Here is a 25,881-nt window from a genome sequence, read left to right on the forward strand (position 1 = left end):
CTTTTATTCCCTTTTTTATTTTTAGTAAAAAAAGTTGTGAAATATAAAAGAATAAGGAAATTAAATAACCTGATACGGTGGAACTCAGGTTATTTAAATACTCTTATTTTTAATGTGAGATATAGGTATTTTGATAAAGCCAAATATTTTGGACTTTTTTGAGCGTTATATTCTGCCCGTCGGTCAGCGAGAGCGCTTGTTTTCCAGCTTCATTAATAATTGGAATATCTAGTGCATTAGCCAATTCAGTTGTATTAGACAGAGGATTGCCGTGACTTAATAAAATTCCTTTAATCTTATTGGTATCAAGAGCCATTAATGTGGAGGGATGAAGCTGTTTTGTCACCAGAATTGCGTTCGTATAAGGAGGATGCGTGATTGGCGGAGGTGCTGAAGTTAAATAGCGTAGTAATCGAGATAAAATATCATCTAAATCACTTTCACGAGCACGCATATTATCATCATCCATTTGCGCATAAGTATCTATTAAATCAATGAATGTCTGCTGTAAGGCAAATTCAGCATTACAGTGATGTTTGCTTATCATGCTACATACAGTCAGCTGTAATTCTGTATTTTCTAATAAGAAGCGGTGACTAGAAAAAATATGGGCATATTGTTCTCCAATCGTGCGGTACGCTTCTTCTGTTAACCAGTCTATATCTTTTTTGGAGCGCTCAATGGCTTTTACGAGACGTTTTTGCTCTTCAAGTAATAAGTGAGAGGATATTTTTTTACGAGGGATCACAAAACGATGATAAGGGTATAGCCAAACAGGTGCGGTGATAATTCTGACAGGTTCGTAATTTGTGTTTTTAGGGTGAATATTAAAATTAGGCAGATTTTCACCTAATTGCAGTTTTTTAATTGTAATGGTTTTATGCGCCGCTTTTTCTGCTTCTTCAAGCGAAGCGCCTAACGCAATACTATTGGCGGCAGCCAAGGTGCCTTCAACAATCGGTGCTGAACTTAACGCGACGTTAGTGGCTACGCTATGCTCCAGATTAGCGATAGCGAGTGCTGCATTTTGTGCTGAATGATAAGTATCGAGTAAAACGAGTACACCTTGTTTGCTATAACACTTTTTAATTGCTGTGAGTATCGTTTCTGGTGACACTTCATTAGCAAGATCAGAGGGTGTTTGATAGTTGGTCGCAATGGCAATTTTTACTTGGCGATCTACAGTCTGATTAACGAGCTCTTTAATACCATTGGCGAGCGTAAGGCTCTTTGAAACTAATACGATACTGACCATAAATCACCCTTTTTTGTAAATGCAAACAGGGAGATAAACACTCCCTGTTTACTCAGGCTTTAATAAAGCCATTCCCGTCCTAATTGGTCGGCAGTTAAAATAGCGGCATAAACCTTATCGGAATCGATATCAAATGGCATGTTGTAAATTGTCTCACCTTCAGCACAACTTAACTCAGCAACCGCCATGATTTTTTCATTTAATTCATCGCCTGTTGCATTGATACCCAACTCTTCTAAAGTGACCGGTAGTCCGACTAAGATACAGAAATCGAGGAACTCTTCTAACTCTTCTAATGGACTGTTTTCTAACACTAATTGGACTAATGTACCAAAGGCGACTTTTTCGCCATGGTACATATTGTGACACTCTTCTAATGCCGTAAACCCATTATGAATAGCATGGGCAGCCGCAAGACCCGCACTTTCAAAACCGATACCACTTAAGAAAGTATTAGCTTCGATAATATTTTCTACTGCCGTTGTACAAACACCTCGGCTGACTGCGAGTTTTGCTTTATAACCATCTTCTAAAAGGGTGTTATAGCAAAGTTCAGCCAGAGCTAGAGCTGCTAGTGTTGATTTGCCTCCTGCCATAGTCTGTTTTTGGGCATGACTACAGGCTCTTGCTTCGAAGTAGGTTGCTAAAGCATCTCCCATTCCAGCCACTAATAAACGAGCTGGTGCAGAAGCGATGATATTGGTGTCCATCACAACGACATCAGGATTTGTTGGGTAGAAAAGGTAACTATCAAACGCGCCTAATTCTGTATAAATGACAGAAAGTGCGCTTGTTGGTGCATCAGTGGAAGCAATGGTTGGAGAGATGACGACAGGAAGCTGGCATTTATAAGCAACAGCTTTGGCAGTATCAAGTGTTTTACCTCCACCAACGCCGATGATCACAAGAGAGGCTTGTGCTTTTGCGAGTTCAGATAACCGATTGATTTCGTTGTGTGTGCATTCACCATTAAACAGTTCAAAGTGCCCATTCACTTCATATTGAGACATGCTGTCTTTGACGGTACTTCCGACGAGCTCCATAACAAATTTATCAGCAATAATCAGTGCTCTATCGCCAAAAGGTTTTGCGTATTTACCAATATGGTATAGCGCATCTGGTCCTTGAATATATTTAGCGGGGGATTGAATAACTTTTAACATAATAGACTCCTACTATTCGCAAAAGAGAGTAAAAAATCCTTATGGTGGGGCTTGTCATCCCAATTGACACAGAATTCTATGGAGATGAACTTAAATACATTAACAGTTTAATAGACGAATAAAATATTTCATTGGAAATAATTAATCATTTTTATATTAGCATGCAAAAAACATCATAATAATGATATTTAAGTAATATTCTGTACGTTGTTTGACTAATCATGCTAATTAATTACTATAAGAAATATTTACGTAAAATAATAAATTATTTCGGTCAGAATAAAGCTTCATAAAATTGATTTATGAAGCTTTATTGTTTGAATTATGACATTTATGTCATTATTTTTTTGCGAGGTGAGACAGATTATGAGCGAATTTCAGCATAATCTTGTTTTTGATTTTCTTGTGCGAAAAAGTGACGCAAAATAAAATTCAACAAAACACCATATGCAGGCAAGAAAAACAGCATACAGATGGTCAATTTAAACACGTAGTCAACCAATGCAATTTCAACCCAATTCTCCGCCATAAATGCGTCAGTACTACGATAAAATGCAATAAAGAAGAAGGCGAGTGTGTCGAGTAAATTACCAAAGAACATCGCTGCACTTGGTGCTACCCACCATTTTTGTTGTTGTCTTAGACGATTAAAGACAGACACATCCATGATTTGACCTAACACATAAGCCATAAAGCTTGCTGTCGCAATTCTTGCCACCATGATATTAAAATCAGTTAATGAGGCAAAACCTTGCCAACTTCCTTGGAAAAAGAGCGTTGAGATCAGGTAAGAAATTGCTAATGCAGGGATCATGACGGCAGTAATAATGCGTCGAGCCAAAGGCGCACCATAAATACGAACCGTTAAATCTGTTGCCAGAAAAATAAACGGAAAAGTAAAGGCACCCCAAGTGGTATGGAAACCAAAAATGGAGATAGGCAATTGCACAAGATAGTTACTAGATGTAATTATCAGAATGTGGAACAAAGAAAGCCATAACAGCGCCACCGCTTTTTGGCGGGGAGTAAACATATACATAAATTGTACCTTTTTAGTGATTGGGGTGAGGGAACCCAATAAAACAGTGATTTCTCTCTTAAATGAGAGGATGCGCATAATACGCCTGTTGCGCAACAAAAGCAAAGGTTAGCGGGAATACCTTTGTGCTTAATGTGCCGTGATGTGAACACGAAAGCGAGATATAATGACGCAATCTGTCAGTGTAAGAAGAATGGTTAATAGAATGAATGCTCAATTTGATGATGCAACTAAGACATTAGATACGCTAGGCCTACGTTGCCCTGAGCCTGTGATGTTAGTGCGTAAAACCATAAGAAATATGGCATTAGGTGATACGCTTTTAGTCATTGCGGATGATCCTGCCACAGTGCGTGATATTCCCGGCTTTTGTCGTTTTATGGAACATGATTTATTAAATCAAGAGACTGAATCTGCACCTTATCGTTATCTTATCCGTAAAAAAGAGAGCAATCTGTAATTTATCATCGCGCTAAAAAATAACCCAAACCTCAATTATTGAAGTTTGGGTTTTTTAGTTTACTTTATTCTTTGCTAGATGATTTAAGTTTTACTCTTAACAATCTTACGGCATTGGCGGTGACAAGGGCTGTTGCACCAGAGTCAGCCAGTACTGCAACCCAAAGCCCTGTTATTCCTAATAAGCTGGTCACTAAGAACACGGCTTTTAAGCCTAGCGCGATAGTGATGTTTTCACGAATAATTTTGCGTGTTGCACGAGATAACTGAATAATTTCAGGTAAACCTGTTAAACGGTTATGTGTTAATGCTGCATCTGCGGTTTCCAGTGCGACATCAGTTCCGCTTCCCATTGCAACACCAATAGTCGCTGCTTTCATTGCTGGCGCATCGTTAATACCATCACCGACCATCATGGTGTTATGCGTTTTACTGATTTCCATCACTGAAGTCACTTTATCTTCAGGGAGTAATCCTGCACGGAAATCCATGCCAAGTTTTTTCGCAATCGCCGCTGCGGCTCTTGGATTATCGCCCGTTAGCATTACGGCATTAATGTTCATCTCTTTCAATAATTTCATTGATTCGATGGCATCACTGCGTAAGGTATCTTGCATAGCAATAACACCGATTAGCTGACTCTCTTTTAATACAACAACAACGGTTTTACCTTCATCTTCAAGGCGTGCAACCTCTTGTTGCCATTGAGGCGATAATGTTGTTGTTTCTGATAATTGAGACGGCGCACTCACTAGAATGTGTTGGCTATTTAAATAACCTTCAATACCTTTACCCGCTAAGGCTTTACGATCTTCCGCTTCAACAACAAGCACGCTTTGTTCTTGTGCTTTATTGATAATGGCTTTTGCTAATGGGTGATGTGATCCGACTTCTACGGATGAAGCAAAAGTCAGGACTTCTTTTTCATTAAACCCCGTTTCAGCAACAACATCCGTAACTTGAGGTTTCCCTTCAGTCAATGTACCTGTTTTATCAAGTGCGATGGTATTAACGGTGCCTAATTGCTCTAACGCTGCACCTCCTTTAATTAACGCACCACGTTTTGTAGCAGCAGCTAATGCTGAGGTAATTGCTGCTGGTGTTGAGATAACCAACGCACAAGGACAACCAATCAATAACAGCGTTAAGCCGCGATAGAACCATGTTTCCCAAGGCTGAGCAAAGAACAGCGGTGGCACAATAATCACTAATGCAGAGAACAGCATAATAGCAGGGGTATAGTAGCGACTAAAGCGGTCCACAAAACGCTCAATTGGCGCTCTACGCTCTTCAGCCTCTTCAATCAATTGCAAAATACGGTCAATAGCATTTTGCCCTTGTTCAGATACCACTTTCATCTGTACAGCTCTATCCACAGATAAACAACCTGCTGCCACTTTTTCGCCTTGTAGACGCTCTACTGGCACGGATTCACCCGTTAATGCACTTTCATCAAAGCTTGCAAATGCACTGACTAATTCCGCATCTGTGGGTAAGCGTGAACCTGGTGCAATTTCGATGATGTCGCCTGGACGTAATTGCGCAACAGGCACAGTTTGTTTTTTACCATCTTTGACTAATGTCGCTTCTTCTGGCACTAATGCCATTAATGCACTGACACCACGACGAGCACGTCCTGCGGCATAAGACTCCAGCATTTCACCAATCATAAACAGCAAAATAACCATTGCTGCTTCTTCGGTAGCATTAATAAAGAGCGCACCAATTGCGGCAACACTTATCAACGTTTCTATGGCGAAAGGTGTACCACTGCGAATAAGTTGCAAAGACTTTTTCACAATGGGGAATAGGCCAATTAAGGTTGTTGCAAGAAAAGCGGCACGTCCTGCTTGAGGATCAATAAACTCAGCACCCCAGCTAATTGCCATTAAAATCGCAAGTACAATGACAAACGAGCTCTCTTTTAATAGGCTTTGCTTATCCACTTTTTTAGATTGAGGAGATGAAAGATCAAAAAGCTCAAATCCTGCACTTTTAATTGCGGCAATGACATCTGCGCGTAGATCGCTATCCGCATCAACGACCAATTTTTCGGTGGCAAAAAGGACTTTTGCTTGTTTTACACCAGCCACTTTAAGTGCTGCGGTTTCAATTTTTTGTGCGCAACTTGGGCAGTCCATACCTTGTACTTTCCAGCTAAAGCGTTGTTGTGCAATCTTTTCTGGCTCAATGTTAGAAACAGGGGCGTTGATATCACAGCTTCCATGAGCATGATTATGCCCATCATGGCTATGATCGTGACCATCATGATCATGTTTGTGGTGATGCTCATCCTCGCATTCAGGATCACTTTTATCTGTCTTGGTATGAGAATGTCCGCTTTCAGTATGTGAGTGCGTACTATTCTCTGAGTGACCTGAACAGCATTGAGAGCTTGAGCAGCAAGCATCGGTATGTTTATGATTATCGTGTTGATGAGCATGTTTAGTCATAACTGGCTCTCCTTGTTCAACAAAGTAAAGTTTAAATTCATTTATCTGATAAGTACTTTACAGCTTGGAGTAGAGTCCAGAGTCAAGATACCGAAGGCATATTCATTGGCAAAAAGTGCGAATTAGGTCAAAAAATTAACCCCTCATTCTATTTTGTAAAAACAAGGGGTTAATGGATGCTAAATGAATAAGGCTCTGACGATAAAGAAATGCCCAATAAAATAACAGGCGCTGACAAGCCCTTTAGAAGCCGAGAATGAGAAGCGGAAGCGGTTGATAAGCCATATTGAGTAAGCAATTACTAACAACAATGAGCCAATCATAATAGATAGGTTGTAATCGTTACTTAAGTAGAAGAATTTTTCTCCAGCAATCCAAAACATAGCAAATGCAGCTAATAAAGTAAGAGACGCAGGGATAGCTAATTTATCGAGCTTACTCCAAACAATCACTAAAATGATAATGAAAGCAAGAATGACGAATCCAAGTAAAGGAAGATAGAAAGAGAGTTGCAGTGGTAATAAAAAGCTGACCATATAAAGAATGTAACTTAAGAAAACCAAGGCAAAAGATGGTAGTAAATACTTACTATCAAACATTCTTAATATATCAGAAAGCAAAGTAGCTAATAATGCACCTACAATAAGGTAGCTATTAATACTGTGTTCAGGAACTTGCCATGCCCAAAGTAATAAAAGAAGTAGCGTGATAGGACGGAATAACCATCGTTGCCAATTAGGGCCTCGATATGCTGCATCGATATAAAGCCACCCGGAGAATAATACGGCGAGAAAAGGCCAACTCATAATATCTTCCTTATATTCAGAACTGTTTTATTATTGATAACAGAAAGTTTAATTTAAGAATAGCGGTTAATGACGAAACTGACGGACTTATTAAAATAATATAAAGCACCTTACTTTTTAATCCATATAACGATAGGAATTAATGTAATGAATAAAGCGGCTATTTTAGGAATTGCAGTACTTATCATTATTATAGCGTCAGCAACTTATCGTTTTTTTGAACAAAGAAAGCAACGAATAAGTGATGATAATGCGCCCGTTAAACTTTATATGGTTGATGTTATTGATAAAAGAGAAGTTGCTGCAAATGAACGGCGCTCAAGAGAAAATGATGTGAATGGCCCTGAAACAACACATTATTATCAAGTGACTTTTCGTTTGACCACTGACTTGCGTAAAGATTTAGTGTTAAAGATTGATAAATCGTCTTATCACGATATCGAGCCTAAAATGAAAGGGCGTTTATTTATGCAAGGCAGTCGTTTTGTGAAATTTGAAACTGATATGCCAAATGATGAATCAAACAAGAAATAAGAGAATTTGTTGATAAGATTGGCAACCTCTGGGGTTGGTTGACCACCCCAGATAATTGCGAGGATATAACGATATTACGGTTATTGTTTCGTTTTATTCTTTTGTTTTTCTTCATATTCTTTTCGTAGTTCTTTTTGTATTTTTAATAGCTCAAAAATACCAAAAAAGAAAATACGAAATTGTAATGCCGTTGACGGTTTTTGATCTTTAGGCTGTCCTGCTTTATACATGACAATTTGTAAACCATGCATAATCACCATAAAAATCATAGCGATATCCATAAAATATTTTAAAGGCTTAGGAAACGGGGAAATAATATTTAAAAATAGAAAGCCCCAAACACCGACCATTAAAAATCGGCCAAAAAAGATTAACATAGCAGCTCCATAAAAAATTAAGCAGATAGACTGCGAATATAAAGACGATACGCAACTTGCCCTGCGATCTTCTCTCTATGCAATGTCCAAGTGGTAGGAAGCGTATAAGTCTGTGCTTTAATTTCTTCCTCAATATAAATATAGCAATCTTGCGCTAACCAGCCGTTATTTTCTAATAATTGGATAGTGTCTGACAACATGCCTTTATGAAAAGGAGGATCTAAAAAAACGACATTATAAGGTGAACCTTGTTTAGCGAGATATGACAATGCACTGTCTTGAATGACATGCCCATTCTCTGCATTTAGTAAGGTTAAGTTTGCGGTAATTTGTTGGGCAACTGCACGTTCATATTCGATAAACGTGGTTTCACGAGCATAGCGAGAAAGAGCTTCAATTCCTAAACCACCGCTTCCTGCAAAACAGTCGAGGCAACGGGCATCTTGGATAACAGGCATTAGCCAATTAAAGAGCGTTTCTTTCACTCTATCCGTTGTTGGTCGTAATCCTTGGCTATCGAGAACAGGAAGTTTACGACCACGCCATTTTCCCCCAATTATTCTGATTTGTCCCATTGGGGCTTTTTGTGGTTTTTTGGCCATATTATTTTGATTTATATCGTTTAAACGTGAGTTTTGGAGTGTCTTTTGGAATAAGGAATTCGTGTCTGTTGTTATCTCGATGACTTCCCTTGATTTAATCCGCAATAATTTACCATAAAATTCGTATAAAAGATGCGTTTATCTATGATCAAATGATAGACTTCATTATTATTTTCAATATCGTCAATGTAATCGCGCCATGATTTAGTGCGAGGAGTTTAGTAGCTAATGGCAAAAGAAAAAAAAGGTTTTTTCTCGTGGCTCGGTTTTGGGCGTAACAAAGAAGAAAATATTGAGCAAGAGAAAGAACAGCAACGCTTAGAAGAAGAGCGTTTAGAACAAGAACGTTTGGCAAAAGAGGCGCAAGAAGAAGCGGCTCGCCAAGCGCAATTAGAAGCGGAACAAGAACGTTTAGAAGTAGAGCGCCAAGAAGCGCAACGTGTTGTGCAAGATAGATTGGCACAAGAAGCTGAAAAACAACGTTTAGAACAAGAGAAAGCTCAGCGCCAAGCAGAAATAGATGCAGAGCAAGCGCGTTTAGAGCAGGAACGTCTGGCTCAAGAGGCCGAAGCCCAACGTTTAGCGCAAGAAGAAGCGCAACGCCAAGCTGAACTAAAAGCGGAACAAGAACGTTTAGAAGCGCAACGTCAAGAAGCGGCGCGTTTAGAGCAGGAACGTCTGGCTCAAGAAGCTGAAGCACAACGTTTAGCGCAAGAAGAAGAAAACGAACGTCTTGCTATTGCGCAAGCGGAAGCTGAAGATATTGAATCTTTACGCGAAGAAGTACTAGCAGATAAAGTTGTTGAACAAGAGAAACCTAAGAAAGAAGGATTTTTTAGCCGACTGAAAAAAGGTTTACTGAAAACTCGTCAGAACTTAGGTTCAGGGTTCCTTAGCCTATTTCGTGGTAAGAAAATTGATGATGAGCTTTTTGAAGAGTTAGAAGAGCAACTCTTAATTGCTGATGTGGGTATGGAAACCACCACTAAAATCATCACTAGCCTGACCAAACACGCCACCCATAAAGATCTTAAAGATGCTGAAGCCCTTTACGGAAAATTACGTGAAGAGATGGGCGATATTTTAAGTAAGGTTGATAAACCATTAAATATTGAAGGTAAAAAACCTTTTGTTATTTTAATGGTTGGCGTTAATGGTGTTGGTAAAACAACCACAATCGGAAAATTAGCGCGACAATACCAAGCTGAAGGTAAATCTGTCATGTTAGCTGCAGGTGATACATTCCGAGCTGCGGCTGTTGAACAGTTACAAGTTTGGGGCGAGCGTAATAATATCCCTGTTGTGGCACAACATACTGGCGCTGATCCTGCATCTGTTATTTTTGATGCAATTCAATCAGCCCAAGCAAAAGGTGTCGATGTTCTTATTGCTGATACCGCAGGACGATTGCAGAATAAATCCCATTTAATGGAAGAGCTGAAAAAAATCGTTCGTGTTATGAAGAAATTAGACGAAGAAGCACCACACGAAGTGATGCTGACGTTAGATGCAAGTACTGGACAAAATGCAGTTAGTCAGGCAAAACTCTTTAATGAAACAGTTGGGCTAACTGGATTAACATTGACTAAACTCGATGGTACAGCAAAAGGGGGCGTTATCTTCTCCATTGCTGATCAGTTTAGTATTCCTATCCGTTATATCGGGGTAGGTGAAGGTATTGAAGATCTACGTCCGTTTAAAGCCGACGATTTTATTGAGGCTCTGTTTGCCCGCGAGGAGTAGTTTTAATGATCCGCTTCGAACACGTCAGCAAGGCTTATTTAGGTGGAAGACAAGCATTACAGGGGGTTGATTTTCATCTTCGCCCTGGTGAAATGGCTTTTTTAACGGGTCACTCTGGCGCCGGTAAAAGTACATTGCTTAAGTTAATTTGTGGAATAGAACGACCAAGTGATGGTGCTATTTGGTTTGCTGGTCATGATATCAGTAGACTAAAAAATAGTGAGATCCCTTTTCTGCGTCGTCAAATTGGGATGATCTTCCAAGATCACCACTTATTGATGGATAGAACGGTTTATGACAACGTATCTCTTCCCCTGATTATTGCTGGCGCGAGTGAAGAGGATATTCGGCGAAGAGTTTCAGCCGCTTTAGATAAAGTAGGACTATTGGATAAAGCCAAAAATTATCCTATTCAACTTTCTGGTGGTGAACAACAGCGTGTCGGTATTGCGCGCGCTGTTGTGAATAAACCGACAGTTTTGCTTGCAGATGAACCAACAGGTAATCTTGATGGTGAGCTTTCAGAAGGTATCATGCGCCTTTTTGAAGAGTTCAACCGTGTTGGTGTAACGGTGTTAATGGCGACGCACGATATGTCTCTGATAGAGCGCAGAAATTATCGCATTCTTACATTAGGGCAAGGCAGAATGGTGGGAGGACAAAATGGCTAAAGCAAAAAGTTCCCGTAAATCAATGCCAACGCCAGGTGCAAAAACCAAGGCGCTAAAAGGGGGAAGACGAGAACAATGGCGTTACGCATGGCGTAATACTATGGCTGATTTTTTACGCCAGCCGCTCTCCTCTTTTTTAACGGTAATGGTTGTCGCTATATCACTCACTTTACCTAGCATCTTCTATATTGTCTGGAAGAATGTCTCAACTGCGTCAGAACAATGGTATCCAACACCACAATTAACAGTTTATCTTGATAAATCTCTTGATGATTCATTAGCTGAAGCCACGATCAAAAAAATAGAAGCCTTAGAAAAAGTCGAAGATGTTAACTATCTTTCACGACAAGATTCGCTAGTAGAATTTCGTTCTTGGGCTGGCTTTAGCAGTGCGTTAGATATGTTAGAAGAGAATCCATTACCTGCGGTTGCGATTGTGACACCTGTTATGGAGCCTAGCGATCAACAATTAATGACGAATTTGCGTGATACAGTAGCGAAAATACCCGGTGTTGACGAAGTAAGAATGGATGATAGTTGGTTTACTCGGCTTTCAACGTTAACTTCATTAGTCGGGCAAATTGCTTTGGTGATTGGCACATTGATGGTTGTTGCCCTGTTATTGGTAATTGGTAACAGTGTGCGCCTCAATATTTTCAGTCGCCGAGACACCATTAATGTGATGAAGCTAATTGGTGCAACTGATGGCTTTATTATGCGTCCTTTCCTTAATTGGGGATTGATCCTCGGCTTTATTGGTGCCGTATTTGCGCTGATCTTTTCAGCTTTACTGGTGTGGAAACTCTCTGATGTAGTGACTCAAGCCGCGATCGTGTTTGGGACTTCATTTTCCATTTCAGGACTAGGTTTTGATGAATCTATCATTCTTATTCTAGTTGCTATGACAATTGGCTGGCTTGCTGCATGGTTGACAACAATGCAACATTTGCGTCAATTCACACCAGAATAATGAATTAGAGTGTTTTTATACTTATCCTCATAAATAATGAGAAGATATTTTTTTTATCAGGCTGGGTTACGTTAATATTGTCACCCAGCCATTTTATCGACGCCCCGTCTCTGGCATAATAATGCACGCACTCTTTTCTACGATAAGGCAACAGTCATATTTGCTTCTGTGATAGAAAAGTACAAAGATATGTAAACATAGATGCGAGATGAACCTTTAGTCTTTATGCTGGTCAAATAGTCGTTATGATAAAAACACATCGTAAAAAACCTTAACAGACTTCCTATTTAAGCTATATTTATAAGGCTCATCTACTTTCCCTTACAGCGATAATTTTAATTAATTATTTATTTGATTTTCATGAGGATTTGAATGACAAAAGAAATGCAATCCTTAGCATTGGTTCCGCAAGGCAGCATCGAAGCGTATATACGTGCAGCCAATTCCTATCCGATGTTAACCGCAGAGGAAGAAAAGGAACTCGCTGAACGGCTGCATTACGATGGTGACTTGGATGCAGCAAGAACGCTTATCCTTTCACATCTGCGCTTCGTTATTCATGTTGCTCGCAGCTATTCAGGTTACGGCTTACCACAAGCTGATCTTATCCAAGAAGGTAATATTGGTTTGATGAAAGCGGTTCGTCGTTTTAACCCAGAAGTGGGTGTTCGACTAGTCTCTTTTGCTGTGCATTGGATCAAAGCTGAAATTCACGAATATGTGCTACGCAACTGGCGTATCGTGAAAGTCGCGACCACAAAATCACAACGTAAACTATTTTTTAATCTGCGAAAAAATAAAAAGCGTTTAGGTTGGTTTAATCAAGATGAAGTGGAGCTTGTTGCAAGAGAATTAGGTGTATCAGAAAGTGATGTCCGAGAAATGGAATCACGGATGTCAGCACAAGATATGGCATTTGATATGACCGCTGACGATAGTGATGACTCACATCCTATTGCCCCTGTACTCTTCCTAGAAGATAAGTCTTCTGACTTTGCCGACGGCATTGAAGAAGATAACTGGGATAATCATGCGACAGATAAACTGACGTCAGCAATTGAAACTCTTGATGAACGTAGCCAAGATATTATTCGTGCTCGTTGGTTAGATGATGATAACAAATCGACATTGCAAGACTTGGCGACAAAATACGGTGTTTCTGCCGAGCGTGTTCGTCAATTAGAAAAAAATGCGATGAAGAAATTGCGTTTAGCGATTGAAGATTAATCACATTTCAGACCAAGCACACGCTCCCATAAAGTAGAGTATGTTATAAAAGCGATATGAAAATATCGCTTTTTTATTGCTTGGAGAAAATAACGTGAAAATAGTTATCGCCCCTGATTCTTTTAAAGAAAGTTTAAGTGCGAAAGAAGTTGCAACAGCAATAAAACAGGGTTTTTCACGTTATTTACCCGATGCACAGTATTGTTGTATTCCTATGGCTGATGGTGGTGAAGGAACGGTGATATCACTGGTGGATGCAACACAAGGCCGTTTTATCTCTACACAAGTGTGTTCGCCTTTAGGTAAACAAGTGACCGCAACGTGGGGACTTTTAGGTGATAACACCACCGCTGTGATTGAAATGGCACAAGCTTCTGGTCTTCATCTTATTCCTTCATCTCAACGTGATCCCAATTTGACGACTAGTTATGGTACAGGTGAATTAATTAATGCTGCACTTGAAATGGGTGTTAAAAAAATTATTTTAGGATTAGGTGGAAGTGCTACAAATGATGCTGGTGCAGGGATGATGCAAGCACTCGGTCTTGGTCTTAAAGATAAATTTAGTACATCTTTGCCTTTTGGTGGACGCTCATTAGCCCAACTTCATTCTATTGATATCACCAAACTCAATCCCAAACTAAAACATATTGAAATTGAGATTGCTTGCGATGTCACTAATCCATTGTGTGGCGAAAAAGGAGCATCCGCTATTTTTGGTCCACAAAAAGGAGCAACCAAAGACGATATTGCGCAACTTGATAACGCATTACACCATTTTGGTACTTATCTTGAGAAAATGACGCAACGCACTCTTATCCATATAGCAGGAAGTGGTGCGGCGGGAGGATTGGCTCTGCCTTTGCTTGCATTTACGCAAGCAACACTTTCGCAAGGTGTCGAATTGGTAGCTAAAACCGTTGAATTAGAAAGACATTTTATTGATGCAGATTTGGTGATCACGGGCGAGGGGAGAATGGATAGCCAATCGGCGCAAGGTAAAACACCAACAGGCGTTGCTAAGTTGGCAAAAAAATACCACCTTCCTGTTATTGCGTTGGTCGGTGGTTATTTACCGGATTACGATGTAGTTCATCAGCAGGGTATTGATGCGGTTTTTTCTATTGTTCCTGGTGTTTCTACACTTTCTGATGCGTTAAGTAATGCGCAAAAAAATCTTAATGAGACAGCTTATAATGTGGCTCGACTTTATTATTCTTCATATTTCAAGCCGTAGCGTTTACTCGTCATACTTCAAGTTGTAGTGTTGTTGACTGCGTTCATTCGCATTAACATACTGATGTATGCTCCTAGCGACTCTTTCATTTGTCGCCTAGCTACATCTTGAATTATTTAGAGTATATGTTGCATATATTCAAGTTGTAGAATTGTTTAGAGTAAGAATATTGTCAAATATTGAGAACATAAAGATCAGATTGTGGTGATGGATTAAATTGATGGTGTGTTAAAAAAGCATGTGCAACATCATATCCATTTTCTTCAGCGGATAAGCTTATTGCTTGCCAATGGGTAATATCAGGATATGCAGATAAACATTGTGTCAGTAAATAATGCCCAACACCACGGCGACGTGTTACTTCTCTGACCATAAAATCGGTGATTATCGCTTTATTACCCGATAATTGAATACGGCAAGCCGCCAGTAATCGCTCATTAAAACGTGCCACAAAGAGAGTGTTATCTTCGGTAATTTCGGTTGTTAGTGCATGTTGATAACAAGGCTCTTGCCAAATTTTACCTAAATCGATACGGTCTTGTGCTGAAAGCTGTGTCAGTTTTTCAATAGTCAGTTTCATCAAATTTCCTGTTAGTTTGCAGTGTGCCTTTTTTCTTTTAATGATGACATTAATGTTTTGAATGCGAAACACAATGCCAAACTCGTGAAGATCACACAAGAATAAAAGACATACTCATAACTATTACCAGTGACAAAATAGGTCGCCACCATAGGACCCGCAGCCATTCCACAATAACGAATAAAGTTATAAATCCCCATTGCGGTTGCTCTGGTTGAACTAAAATAGCTCGCCAATAATGTGGTGTGTGTTGGCATGGTTAATCCGAGAGAAAGCCCATATAACACGGTTAAACCCAACATCACAGGAAGTGATATTTGCCAAAAGAGTGCAAATAACGTCAACATGATCAGGTTAATACAAGAGGTAATAATCACACCATATTCCACATTGAATAGATGGCAGATCCTACGGTAAAGATAACTACCTAAAATCAGAGCAATCGACATAGGGATATATAATCCACCGATTTCGGTACTGTTAAGCTGATAGAGATGAAAGGCTATTAAGGGTAAAAATACTAAGAGACAAAAATAGTTATAAAACACCATAAAACTGATGATAAATACAGATTTACCCGCAGGAGCTATAAGCACTTGTTGCATTGCAGACATGCTTGTAAAGGCGTCTTTCTGTTCTGGACGTGTTTCAGGTAAATAAAAGAGATGCGTAATAAGTAATATGACACCGACTACGGCCAAGAAAATAAAAATACCTTGATATTGATAATGTTGCGCTAAATACCCGCCTAATAAAGGACCACAAGCAGGAGCTAGTGCTAATAACATTTGATATGATCCCATTGCTTTAGCACGCTCGTTTCCTTGATAAAGATCCCCAAGAATAGTGGCTGCAACCACAGGAATAGCTGCAATACCAATAGCTTGGATCACCCGCCAAAAAATAAATACCCCAATAGAATCAGACCAAACACAACCCAAAGCACCCACAATTGAGATGGCTAACCCACTGAGTAAAATAGGTTTTCTTCCCCATTTATCAATCAAGGAGCCGTAAAACAGTTGCATAACAGCCATAGCAAAAGTAAATGCAGATACCGTTAAATTAACCAATGATAGCGTGGTATTAAATAGCTGTTGGATCAAGGGAAGTACAGGGGTATAGATATTTTGCGCCAAAGAGCCTAGTAGTGCGCTAAAACAAATGAGATAAAACAGACTGCGGATTGATAATTTCATTATATTGCCTCTTGTTGTTTTTGTTTCCATGGAAACAAAACAAATAATAGCGATATTTTGATTGTTGTAAATACTTTTGGTACTATTTTTTAAAAATATCCTTTCCAAGGAAACAAAATGGCAAAAGAGAATGTGACAACAGAAGACTTGTTAAAAGGGTTAAGTGATTTTTTGCATCTTAAAGATGAACAAGCCGATAGCGATCATAAAAAAGTATTAAAAGAGAATGGGTTAGATAATTACTCACTCACAGAACTGCATGTGATCCATTGTATTGGTGAAGAGAGTATGAGAAATCTCACAACCATCAGTGAATATATGGTAATGACACGAGGTGCTGTCTCAAAGATATGTAGTCGATTACAAAAGAAAGGCGCGATTGAAAAAATAAAATTAGCAGATAATCAGAAAGAAATATTTTTTATCTTAACAGAAGAAGGCGAGCGGCTTTTTCACGCGCATGAGGTGTTGCATCAACAATCTCAAGCAAAATGGTCTGCGTTATTTGAACAATATAATCAGAGTGAAAAACAAGCGATCCAACGTTTTTTTGCTGATGTGACAAACACTTTTCGCCATTCGTAAAAAGGATAAACCTGAAAAGAAAACCCCCATATCATGGGATACAGGGGCAAGGTAATTATTTTTTATCTTCAGCAATGCGATTACGGATATTATCTGCACGCTCTTTTGATGGTGGGTGAGAATCAAACATACTTGAATCACCGCCACCTAGTTTAGCTAATTTCTCAAAACCTGTGACTAAACCTGCGGTGCTTACCCCACGTTTTTTCAGCAGATCGTAAGAGAAATTATCTGCTTCTGACTCTTGGTGTTGAGAGAACTGAGCATTAACCAGTTTTTGTCCCATTTCAGCCAACTGAGAGCTACTTAATTGCGCTGCTACACCCCCCGCGGATGCTGCCGCAGTACGTGCTGCAACTGTTGCGTGTGCAACTTGAATTGCTTTACGAGTATGACCTAAAGCAACGTGACCCATTTCATGACCTAACACGCCTTCAACTTCGTTATCTGTCATCATGTCCATTAAACCGCTATAAACACGAACACAGCCGTTAGCCATAGCCCACGCATTCACATCTTTAGTCATATAAACTTTGTAGTTTACTGGCGTGCCATTAACTTCATTACCTAACGCTTTAGCGATATTATTTAAACGTTTAGTGTAGGTACTATTTGCGGGTGCAACTTTATTTTGAGCGTCCATTTCTTTACAAGCATCATTCGTTAGCGCTTTGATATCGTTATCGCTTAATGTTGCAGCTTGGAATAGTTGAGTGCCTGATTTGGTCAACATATCGGTATTAAGGTTTTGACAACCAGAGAGTAGTGCTGCTGATACCATCACTGTAGCAAGTAATTTGATTTTCATTTTGATTTAAGTCCTTTTCTGCTGCGCAGTTTTATATAATTGCGTATTAAATACGAGCGGAAGAATAACAGTGCTTATCTATCGGTGCAATATAAGCATTTTATGTAATAAATATTATCTGAATATATATTTCTATTTTTTTCATCTAAAAAATATTATTTTTTATTCTTAAAATGATGATGGAAAAACATATTGGTTATTTTAACTTCTTTAAATTTAAGAAGATTAATATAGTGTCTAATAGGGAGAAGATAAATTTTTCTTAGTAATATCTATGTAGATCATTGATTATACTTACTCTGAGTGTACGTTATGCTGTTTTGAATTTACTTGGAATAATATCAAAGGAACGTTGTATTTAGATGTGGGTTTTATTTGTTTAATTCTGACAAATTTTATATTTTTAATATTTATTGCTTAGTGATAAATAAATAACGATGCTTAAAGCACCGCTATTAAGATTAAACCGAAAATGAATAAATTGATATCGATGTATCAGGAAACCATTAATTCACTGATGAGCATAAAAGGGCGGTTAATACGTTTTCCTGTTTGCTCATTAAAGAAATGAAGGTTTTCAGGATGAATGGTTAGACCAATTTTATTACCAATATTCACACCATGATTGTTAGGTGCGCGAATAACAATAGACTGTTTTTGTTTATCACAAGTCGTGGCATAAATTAAAACATCAGCGCCTAGTGCTTCAATAAATTCCACTTCAACATGAAAAAGGGGATGTTGATGGCTAATGATCAAATGTTCAGGGCGTAAACCTAATTTAATGGCTTGATAAGGAAGATGCTGAGATGAAACGGCAATATGCCCATCAGCGATTTCAATTACACCATGATTAATTAGGACATCTAAGATATTCATTGCGGGAGAGCCCATAAACGTTGCCACAAACACGGAAGCTGGACTTTCATAAATCTCTAAAGGCGTCCCCACTTGCTCTATATTTCCTTGATTTAAAACCACCAGCTTATCGGCTAATGTCATCGCTTCTACCTGATCGTGCGTCACATAAATCGAGGTTGTGGAGAGTTTTCGCTGTAATTTTTTGATCTCCAGACGCATCTGAACACGTAATTTTGCATCAAGGTTAGAGAGTGGTTCATCAAATAAAAACACTTTGGGTTTACGCACAATGGCTCTTCCCATTGCGACACGTTGACGTTGTCCACCGGAAAGCTCTTTGGGTTTTCTATCCAATAAATGACTGATTTCCAGCATGTTAGCCGCATTTGTGACAAGTTCTTCTATTTGGGTTTTGGGTGTTTTTCGATTACGTAAACCATATGCCATGTTGTTATAGACAGACATATGAGGATAAAGCGCATAGTTTTGAAACACCATTGCGATATCTCGCTCACTCGGTTCATGTTCATTAACACGTAAATTATCAATGAGTAAATCACCTTGTGTGATGGTTTCTAATCCTGCAATCATTCGCAGTAATGTTGATTTGCCACAACCACTTGGGCCAACTAACACCACCATTTCACCTTGCTCAATAGAAAGGTTCAATTTCGAAATAGCTTGGTGTCCATTAGGATAGCGTTTTTCTAAATCAGTGAGCGTTACGGTTGTCATATTATTTCTCCGTATCAATAAAGCCTTTTACAAAGGCTCTTTGCATCAGAATGACGATAAGGACTGGCGGCAACATGGCGATCAATGTAGTTGCCATAATTTTATTCCATTCAACGACACCATCAGAAACCGCAACCATCTGTTTAATTCCCATCACAATGGTGTAGTAGTGGGTATCAGTTGTGATAAGCATTGGCCAAAGATATTGATTCCACCCATAAATAAAGGTGATAACAAAAAGGGCAGCGATATTGGTGCGAGAAAGAGGAAGCAAGATAGTGAAAAAGAATTTAATCGGCCCAGCGCCATCAATTTTTGCGGCTTCAATTAATTCAGGGGTGATGGTCAGGAAAAATTGACGAAACAAAAAAGTGGCTGTGGCGCTAGCAATTAATGGAATGGTTAATCCGGCATAAGAGTTCAACATATTAAGATCAGTGACGACTTCAAATGTCGGCATAATGCGAACTTCAACAGGTAACATTAAGGTAAAAAAGATAGTCCAAAAGGCGAGCATCCGTCCCGGAAAGCGAAAGAAAACCACGGCATAGGCCGATAAAATCGATATAGCTAATTTCCCTATGGTGATCACTAACGCCATAACTAACGAATTCAATAACATGCTGTTAATTGAAATTGCACTATTTTGCGTTGTACCTGCCTGTGAAAATATCGTTTTAAAAATATTGAAGCCTTCAGTACCAAACCAAAGAGGAGAGCCTGTGGCAAACTCGGTGTTTTGATGGGTTGTTGCCACTAGCGCAATCCACACAGGGAATGCCACAGAAAGAATGCCAACAATAAGAATAAAGTGGCAGAAAGCATGAAATAAAGGTCTACGTTCAACCATCAGTAAGCCACCTTTTTCTCAACATAACGAAATTGAATAATGGTTAATATCGCGACAATAAACATCAAAATAACGGATTGTGCGGCGGAGGAGCCTAAATCTAATCCCACAAAACCATCGTTATAGACCTTATAAACCAGTGTTGAGGTGCTACTACCAGGGCCACCTTGCGTCATCGCGTGGATAATGGCGAAAGTATCAAAAAAGGCGTAAGCAAAATTAACCACAAGTAAGAAAAAGGTTGTGGGAGAAATTAAAGGAAAACTGATAGTAATAAAGCGTTTAATGGGGCCACTACCATCAATAGCTGCAGCTTCTAAAAGAGATTTAGGTACAGATTGCAAGGCGGCGAGGAAAAACAGAAAGTTATAACTCACTTGTTTCCATGTCGCCGTTAAAATCACCATCCACATAGCATGATGTGTATTAAGTACAGGATCCCAATTAATACCTATTTTCTTTAATTGTTGGCTTAATACACCAATTGTGGGATCAAGCATAAATAGCCACAGAAAGCCTGCAATAACTGGCGCAATGGCATAGGGTGAAATTAAAATAGTGCGATAAAACAGTTTGCCACGTAAGACTTGCTCTGCAATACCCGCCAAAATAAGCGCTGACAGCATAGAGAGAAACACGACACTGATACTGAAAATTAATGTCGTGATTAAACTGTCAAAATAATAGCGATTACTAAAAAGTCGCTGAAAATTTTCAAAACCAACAAATTCTCGACTAAGTCCAAACGCATCTTCTAATTGAAATGACTGAAAGAAAGCTTGCCCCGCAGGCCAAATGAAAAAGATAAGCGTGATAGCTAATTGAGGAAAAATTAGCGCGAGAGGTAACCATTTTTGTTTAAAATAAATGGATTGAGAAGCCATACAATGTCCAGTAAATCGATAAAAACAGAAGGCGAGCGACTTTGCTCGCCTAATATAAGTGACTATTGTTGAGTTCGTTCAAAACGGCGTAACTGCTCATTCCCACGCGCAACAGCATTATCTAACGCAGCCTGAGCGGTCTGTTTTCCTGACCACACTTTTTCTAACTCTTCATCAACGATTTCTCGAGTTTGCAGGAAATTACCAAAGCGTAATCCTTTGGAATTGGCGGTAGGTTCAGAGGTTGTCATTTGTAATATTGCCGTATCTGCGCCCGGATTTTGCTGATAAAAGCCTTGCTGTTGTGTTAACGCATAAGCGGCTTTAGTCACCGGTAAATAACCTGTTGCTTGGTGCCAATCGGCTTGTACTTCAGGGCTTGAAAGATAGGTAAAGAATTTGGCAACACCGTTATATTCGGCATCTGGACGTCCCGACATAACCCATAAAGACGCTCCGCCAATAATGGTATTCGCAGGTTTTTGTACAAGAGAATCGTCATAAGGTAATTGGCTAACACCAATATCAATCCCTTTCATATTCTCTTTAATGCCCGCAAAACCTGCTGATGATTCCATCACCATGGCGCATTCTTGGGTATAAAACAGTGACATTGCATCCGATTGACGTCCGCCATATTTGAAAATACCAGATTTCGACCAATCTGCCATTTGTTGAATATGATTAACGAAAGGCGCTTTATTAAAAAGGAAGGTAGTGTCAAAACCATCGAAACCGTTATTTTTTGTCGCAATAGGTAAATTATTACGCGCACCAAAATTTTCGATTTGTGTCCATGATTGCCATGTGGTGGTAAATCCACATTTTACTCCAGAATCGAGCAGTTTCTGAGAAACAGCTTCCATCTCTTTCCATGTTTTTGGTGGTTGCTCTATGCCTGCTTTTTTAAAGAGGGCTTTGTTGTAATAAAGTACAGGCGTAGAGCTATTAAACGGCAGTGACATCATTTTTCCATCGCTGGTGGTGTAATAGCCCGTGACAGTTGATAAATAACTATTAGGATCAAAAGGCTCGTTAGTTTTTTCCATTAATTGATAAACAGGAAAAACGGCTTTTTTTGCCCCCATCATGCTCGCTGTGCCCACTTCAAAGACTTGCACAATAGCGGGTTGGTTTTTAGCACGAAATGAAGCCACTGCACTGGTCATCGTTTCAGCGTAAGTGCCTTTATAAACGGGTTTTATCTCATATTCAGATTGACTGGCGTTAAAATCAGAGGCGATTTGATTTACTTTTTGACCGAGCGCACCTCCCATTGCATGCCACCATTCAATTTGTGTTTTTGCGTGTGTAGGAGAAGTAAATAACGCCATTGCAACAGCAAGACCTGTTATTGATTTTATCGACATGCAGAATTTCCTTTTTAATCGAAAGTTAAAGGTGCAATCTAATCTGCGAATTACCCTAAATGTTGTTTATGACAAATGGGTGACAATTAAATGAAGATATATTGATGGTATGACTGTCAAATTGCTGTCATAAATGGTTGTCATGATGTCGGCACAAATGAAAAGGAGAGAGAAATGAAGATAGCTGCTCACCGAGGTTTTTCTGGAAAAGCGCCTGAAAATACATTGGCTGCGTTTAAAATGGCGATTGATTTTGGGTGCGAATGGATTGAAACGGATGTGCAATTAACCGCGGATCATGTTCCTGTGCTTATTCATGATAAAACAGTTAATCGTTGCACGAATGGGCAAGGTGCTGTGCGTTTTCATACCTTAGATGATTTACATCGCCTTGATGCAGGAAGTTGGTTTAGTTCACTCTATCAAGGTGAGAAAGTTCCTTCTTTAAGACAAGGATTGCAGCTTATTAAGCGTTCAGGAACAAAGCTCAATATTGAATTGAAAACATGGCCTGATGATGATGTTGAACGTTTATGTTTAGCGGTTTCTGACATGATAAAAAGTGCAGATATTCCGAATGAGCAAATTTTATTTTCTTCTTTTGATACGCATGCACTGATCGTTATGAAACGATACCTGCCTTTTATTCGCAGAGGCCAATTGTGGGATGAAATTCCTGATAATGCGTTAGAAACACTAAAAGCGATCGATGGTTTTAGTGTGCATTGTAATTACAAATATCTCACACAAGAACAAGCTCAAATGTTGAAACAAGCGGGTTATGAAATTTATTGTTATACCCCGAATAATCCTGAAGAAGTGAAAGATTTTGAGCAATGGGGTGTTGATATGCTGATCACTGATATGCCTGATGTTTATCTACCAAATGTTGATCAAATAGCAAAGTGAAAAAGCACTAACAATCCTGCTTACTTGTATTGAATAAGGTGTTATTGATGTGTTTGATGACGCCTTTTATCCTTTTCTTTCCGTATTTTAATTACAGAAATTAAATAAGAGAAACGTTGAGTAATAGATGTTTTCTTTACATTCTCTGCTATTATCCTGCGCAATTAATGAATAGATATTATTCAACTCGGTAATATTTATCTCATTAAAAATAAAAATGGGGAAAATGGTTAGCAAATATGGCGACCTTATCAACCCAACCTCTAAGAGTAGAGGTGCATTATTTCTACTTTAATTGCCAATAATATAATTGAGAGTGAAATATGAAAGAACTCGTTGTTGTTGCCATTGGAGGCAACAGTATTATTAAAGACAATGCTAGCCAGTCTATCGCTCATCAAGAACAAGCAGTACAAGAGGTTGCAGCCCATATTAGTGATATGGTGGCTGAAGGGTATAATATTGTTTTAACTCATGGTAATGGGCCACAAGTAGGGCTTGATTTACGTCGCGCTGAAGTGGCGCATGTGCAAGAAGGTTTACCGTTAACACCTTTGGCCAACTGTGTTGCAGATACACAAGGCGGTATCGGCTATTTAATACAACAAGCGTTAACGAATAAGCTTCGTGTTCAACAAAATAAACAAGCAGTTACCCTTATCACACAAGTTGAAGTAGATAAAAACGATCCTAATTTTGTTTCTCCAACAAAACCTATTGGTGCATTTTTCTCTGAACAAGAGATGGTGCAATTAAAGCAAGAAAATCCTCAATGGCATTTTGTTGAAGACTCTGGTCGTGGTTATCGTCGTGTTGTTGCCTCTCCAATTCCACAACATGTTATTGAATCTAGTGCAATTAAGTCACTATCAGAATGCGGCTATGTTGTTATTGCTGTGGGTGGCGGTGGTATTCCTGTGATTAAAAATGAACAGGGAAATTACCAAAGTGTCGATGCCGTTATTGATAAAGACTTGTCATCAACATTGCTAGCAAAAGAATTACATGCAGATATTCTTATCATCACCACAGGTGTTGAAAAAGTTAGTATTCATTTTGGTAAGCCAGAACAAAAAGCATTGGGTGAAACCTCGGTTGAGGAAATGACACAATATATGCATGAAGGGCATTTCCCTCCGGGCAGTATGCTTCCAAAAATCGAAGCCAGCCTCTCATTTTTAGCCGCGGGTGGAAAAAGAGTGATTATCACAACGCCAGAAAAACTGGCTTCTGCCTTAAAAGGTGAAACCGGAACGCATATTGTTGTTTAATTTTCGCAATCAAAAGTACTCCGTTATTTAATTGATAAGCGCCTTATTTATAAAAGAGTAAGGCGCTTATTTTATGCAGAGTTTCTTAATATATCGATGATTAAATAGTGTGATTAGCGGGGTAGGCTTTCGCGTAATGGCGCGGATTTAATCGTGAAAATAATCCTATCGTGATAATCACTAAAACCGCATGAAATGCCCATGCATAAGTAAAGCTTCCGTCAGGTTGACGCAATATCACTGCCACTAACGGTCCAAAGGCAGCAATGATAAATCCTCCACCTTGCATTAATGCCGACAGCGCGCCCGCTTGTGCTGGATCAGGAATATGATCGAGCGCGACAATCATCATCATGGAAAAACATCCACCTAAGCCACAGCCTAAGAAAATACTCCACAGATAAGGCGCACTCATCGGAATAGTCATTATTGCAATAAAACCGATAAATTGACTTAGTAATGTCAGCATAAGCCAAAAACGTCGGTCGTGATTTTTAGCCGCTAAGAAAGGAATAATTAAAGCAGCAGAGGCTTGGAAAAGCGAAAGGATAGCGACAAGAGAGCCACTTTGTGCACTTGGCATTCCTAACGATTGGTAGAAAGGTGCCAACCATGTCACAACTGAAGCGTAACCTGCATTAACGCAACCAAAACCTAAAATAAGCAATCCTGTTCTGGGGCGCCAAATTAAGGTATTGAGTGATATTTTATTAGCAGATATGGCACTGTTTTTAATAGAAAAAAGAATAGCGACAAATGCAAAGCCTGCTGGAAGTGCAAACCACGCTAAAGCATTTTGCCAATGACCATTAGATGCCGTAATAATCGGGGATAATTGAGCACCTAATGCGCCTCCCCCCATTAGCATGGCGGAATACAGCCCCATCATAATAGGCGTTCGATGTCCAAACCATCCTTTAATAATGCCAGGAAATACCGCTTGAATATAAGCCACGCTCAAACCGCAAAAGAGGGCAGTCAGTAATAACTGATTGCCATCAGAAACATAAGCTCGAGAAAATGAGCCTATAAGAAGCAACAACATTGCGACTAAAAGCCCTTTCCGAACTTGAATATAAGACTGTAAGAAAGGAACGATTAATGCGCCTATTCCCATTAAAAGCATGGGCAATAAGGTAAGTAATGAGACTTGGCTATAACTCATTCCTGTTGATGCAATAATATTATCAATAACAGGGCCTGGGCCAGTTAAGAAGGGGCGTAAATTTATCCCGACTAAAATAATAGTCAGGACAATCTGCCATGTTTTTTTTCTTGGTAAGGCAGTCATTA

Annotated in this window: 25 protein-coding genes; 10 read left to right on the forward strand and 15 right to left on the reverse strand. The window is 39.2% G+C overall.

The features are described 5' to 3' along the window. Window positions 1–109: 109 nt before the first annotated feature. From F1325_RS02300 to F1325_RS02310, 3 genes are all read right to left on the reverse strand, one after another. Window positions 110–1,255 carry a phosphoenolpyruvate-utilizing N-terminal domain-containing protein gene (locus F1325_RS02300; RefSeq protein WP_109372055.1) on the reverse strand — a complete coding sequence of 382 codons (1,146 nt, stop codon included), beginning with the start codon at window positions 1,253–1,255 and terminating at the stop codon, window positions 110–112. A gap of 59 nt (window positions 1,256–1,314) precedes the next feature. Next, entirely contained in the window at window positions 1,315–2,418 is a 1,104-nt protein-coding gene (locus F1325_RS02305) for a glycerol dehydrogenase (RefSeq protein WP_088493854.1), read from the reverse strand. 364 nt (window positions 2,419–2,782) lie between these two features. Further along, on the reverse strand, window positions 2,783–3,457 hold the full coding sequence (locus F1325_RS02310) for a 7-cyano-7-deazaguanine/7-aminomethyl-7-deazaguanine transporter (protein ID WP_160229944.1): 675 nt from the start codon (window positions 3,455–3,457) through the stop codon (window positions 2,783–2,785). 205 nt (window positions 3,458–3,662) lie between these two features. Between F1325_RS02310 and tusA the strand changes: the two genes are divergently transcribed. After that, window positions 3,663–3,917, forward strand: a complete 255-nt coding sequence (tusA, locus tag F1325_RS02315) for a sulfurtransferase TusA (RefSeq protein ID WP_109372081.1) — start codon at window positions 3,663–3,665, stop codon at window positions 3,915–3,917. A 64-nt stretch (window positions 3,918–3,981) separates the two neighbouring features. On the opposite strand, the gene F1325_RS02320 is transcribed toward tusA, so the two are convergent. Both F1325_RS02320 and F1325_RS02325 read right to left on the reverse strand, forming a co-directional pair. Continuing rightward, window positions 3,982–6,369: a zinc/cadmium/mercury/lead-transporting ATPase gene (locus F1325_RS02320; RefSeq protein ID WP_160229945.1), complete on the reverse strand. Its 2,388-nt coding sequence runs from the start codon at window positions 6,367–6,369 to the stop codon at window positions 3,982–3,984. A 179-nt stretch (window positions 6,370–6,548) separates the two neighbouring features. Beyond that, the gene (locus F1325_RS02325) at window positions 6,549–7,175 is read right to left on the reverse strand and encodes a lysoplasmalogenase (RefSeq protein ID WP_109372048.1); all 627 of its coding nucleotides are present in this window, start codon (window positions 7,173–7,175) and stop codon (window positions 6,549–6,551) included. Window positions 7,176–7,322: 147 nt separating this feature from the next. On the opposite strand from F1325_RS02325, the gene F1325_RS02330 reads away from it, so the two are divergent. Further along, on the forward strand, window positions 7,323–7,709 hold the full coding sequence (locus F1325_RS02330) for a DUF2500 domain-containing protein (RefSeq protein WP_208797906.1): 387 nt from the start codon (window positions 7,323–7,325) through the stop codon (window positions 7,707–7,709). A gap of 80 nt (window positions 7,710–7,789) precedes the next feature. Here the strand turns inward: F1325_RS02330 and F1325_RS02335 are convergent, their stop codons facing one another. Next, window positions 7,790–8,086, reverse strand: coding sequence for a DUF1145 family protein (locus tag F1325_RS02335; RefSeq protein ID WP_109372044.1), 297 nt, complete (start codon window positions 8,084–8,086; stop codon window positions 7,790–7,792). A gap of 17 nt (window positions 8,087–8,103) precedes the next feature. Beyond that, window positions 8,104–8,688 (reverse strand): 16S rRNA (guanine(966)-N(2))-methyltransferase, encoded by a 585-nt coding sequence (gene rsmD, locus F1325_RS02340; protein WP_160229946.1) that lies wholly within the window; start codon window positions 8,686–8,688, stop codon window positions 8,104–8,106. 228 nt (window positions 8,689–8,916) lie between these two features. On the opposite strand from rsmD, the gene ftsY reads away from it, so the two are divergent. From ftsY to F1325_RS02365, 5 genes are all read left to right on the forward strand, one after another. Next, on the forward strand, window positions 8,917–10,431 hold the full coding sequence (ftsY, locus tag F1325_RS02345) for a signal recognition particle-docking protein FtsY (protein ID WP_160229947.1): 1,515 nt from the start codon (window positions 8,917–8,919) through the stop codon (window positions 10,429–10,431). Window positions 10,432–10,436: 5 nt separating this feature from the next. Next, window positions 10,437–11,102, forward strand: a complete 666-nt coding sequence (gene ftsE, locus F1325_RS02350) for a cell division ATP-binding protein FtsE (RefSeq protein WP_023583735.1) — start codon at window positions 10,437–10,439, stop codon at window positions 11,100–11,102. Continuing rightward, a complete protein-coding gene (ftsX, locus tag F1325_RS02355; RefSeq protein WP_109372037.1) occupies window positions 11,095–12,072 on the forward strand; it encodes a permease-like cell division protein FtsX in 978 nt (325 codons plus the stop codon). The genes ftsE and ftsX overlap by 8 nt, the downstream gene beginning before the upstream one ends. Window positions 12,073–12,444: 372 nt before the next feature. Next, entirely contained in the window at window positions 12,445–13,299 is an 855-nt protein-coding gene (rpoH, locus tag F1325_RS02360; RefSeq protein ID WP_023583733.1) for an RNA polymerase sigma factor RpoH, read from the forward strand. 94 nt (window positions 13,300–13,393) lie between these two features. Then, on the forward strand, window positions 13,394–14,536 hold the full coding sequence (locus tag F1325_RS02365) for a glycerate kinase (RefSeq protein ID WP_160229948.1): 1,143 nt from the start codon (window positions 13,394–13,396) through the stop codon (window positions 14,534–14,536). Between the two features lie 172 nt (window positions 14,537–14,708). On the opposite strand, the gene panM is transcribed toward F1325_RS02365, so the two are convergent. Both panM and F1325_RS02375 read right to left on the reverse strand, forming a co-directional pair. Next, window positions 14,709–15,116, reverse strand: coding sequence for an aspartate 1-decarboxylase autocleavage activator PanM (panM, locus tag F1325_RS02370; protein WP_109372033.1), 408 nt, complete (start codon window positions 15,114–15,116; stop codon window positions 14,709–14,711). Between the two features lie 11 nt (window positions 15,117–15,127). Next, window positions 15,128–16,315: an MFS transporter gene (locus F1325_RS02375; protein ID WP_160229949.1), complete on the reverse strand. Its 1,188-nt coding sequence runs from the start codon at window positions 16,313–16,315 to the stop codon at window positions 15,128–15,130. A gap of 117 nt (window positions 16,316–16,432) precedes the next feature. On the opposite strand from F1325_RS02375, the gene F1325_RS02380 reads away from it, so the two are divergent. Continuing rightward, window positions 16,433–16,900: a MarR family winged helix-turn-helix transcriptional regulator gene (locus F1325_RS02380; RefSeq protein ID WP_160229950.1), complete on the forward strand. Its 468-nt coding sequence runs from the start codon at window positions 16,433–16,435 to the stop codon at window positions 16,898–16,900. 55 nt (window positions 16,901–16,955) lie between these two features. Here the strand turns inward: F1325_RS02380 and F1325_RS02385 are convergent, their stop codons facing one another. The 5 genes from F1325_RS02385 to ugpB form a co-directional block, all read right to left on the reverse strand. Next, on the reverse strand, window positions 16,956–17,708 hold the full coding sequence (locus F1325_RS02385) for a M48 family metallopeptidase (RefSeq protein WP_109372027.1): 753 nt from the start codon (window positions 17,706–17,708) through the stop codon (window positions 16,956–16,958). 495 nt (window positions 17,709–18,203) lie between these two features. Further along, window positions 18,204–19,304 carry a sn-glycerol-3-phosphate ABC transporter ATP-binding protein UgpC gene (gene ugpC / locus F1325_RS02390; RefSeq protein WP_109372024.1) on the reverse strand — a complete coding sequence of 367 codons (1,101 nt, stop codon included), beginning with the start codon at window positions 19,302–19,304 and terminating at the stop codon, window positions 18,204–18,206. A gap of 1 nt (window position 19,305) precedes the next feature. After that, window positions 19,306–20,154 carry a sn-glycerol-3-phosphate ABC transporter permease UgpE gene (ugpE, locus tag F1325_RS02395; RefSeq protein ID WP_109372022.1) on the reverse strand — a complete coding sequence of 283 codons (849 nt, stop codon included), beginning with the start codon at window positions 20,152–20,154 and terminating at the stop codon, window positions 19,306–19,308. Beyond that, window positions 20,154–21,038, reverse strand: a complete 885-nt coding sequence (gene ugpA / locus F1325_RS02400; protein WP_109372020.1) for a sn-glycerol-3-phosphate ABC transporter permease UgpA — start codon at window positions 21,036–21,038, stop codon at window positions 20,154–20,156. Before ugpA ends, ugpE begins: the two co-directional genes overlap by 1 nt. Window positions 21,039–21,100: 62 nt before the next feature. Continuing rightward, complete coding sequence (gene ugpB, locus F1325_RS02405; RefSeq protein ID WP_160229951.1) at window positions 21,101–22,408, reverse strand: sn-glycerol-3-phosphate ABC transporter substrate-binding protein UgpB; 1,308 nt, start codon at window positions 22,406–22,408, stop codon at window positions 21,101–21,103. A gap of 174 nt (window positions 22,409–22,582) precedes the next feature. Here ugpB and F1325_RS02410 point away from each other — a divergent pair, with 174 nt between their 5' ends. Continuing rightward, window positions 22,583–23,317, forward strand: a complete 735-nt coding sequence (locus F1325_RS02410) for a glycerophosphoryl diester phosphodiesterase (RefSeq protein WP_109372016.1) — start codon at window positions 22,583–22,585, stop codon at window positions 23,315–23,317. A gap of 323 nt (window positions 23,318–23,640) precedes the next feature. Continuing rightward, window positions 23,641–24,588, forward strand: a complete 948-nt coding sequence (locus F1325_RS02415; protein WP_160229952.1) for a carbamate kinase family protein — start codon at window positions 23,641–23,643, stop codon at window positions 24,586–24,588. Window positions 24,589–24,688: 100 nt separating this feature from the next. On the opposite strand, the gene F1325_RS02420 is transcribed toward F1325_RS02415, so the two are convergent. Beyond that, the gene (locus F1325_RS02420; protein ID WP_109372012.1) at window positions 24,689–25,879 is read right to left on the reverse strand and encodes a cyanate transporter; all 1,191 of its coding nucleotides are present in this window, start codon (window positions 25,877–25,879) and stop codon (window positions 24,689–24,691) included. Window positions 25,880–25,881 lie beyond the last annotated feature (2 nt).

Origin of the sequence: Proteus columbae, from assembly GCF_009914335.1 — a bacterium.
Classification (GTDB): Bacteria; Pseudomonadota; Gammaproteobacteria; order Enterobacterales; family Enterobacteriaceae; genus Proteus.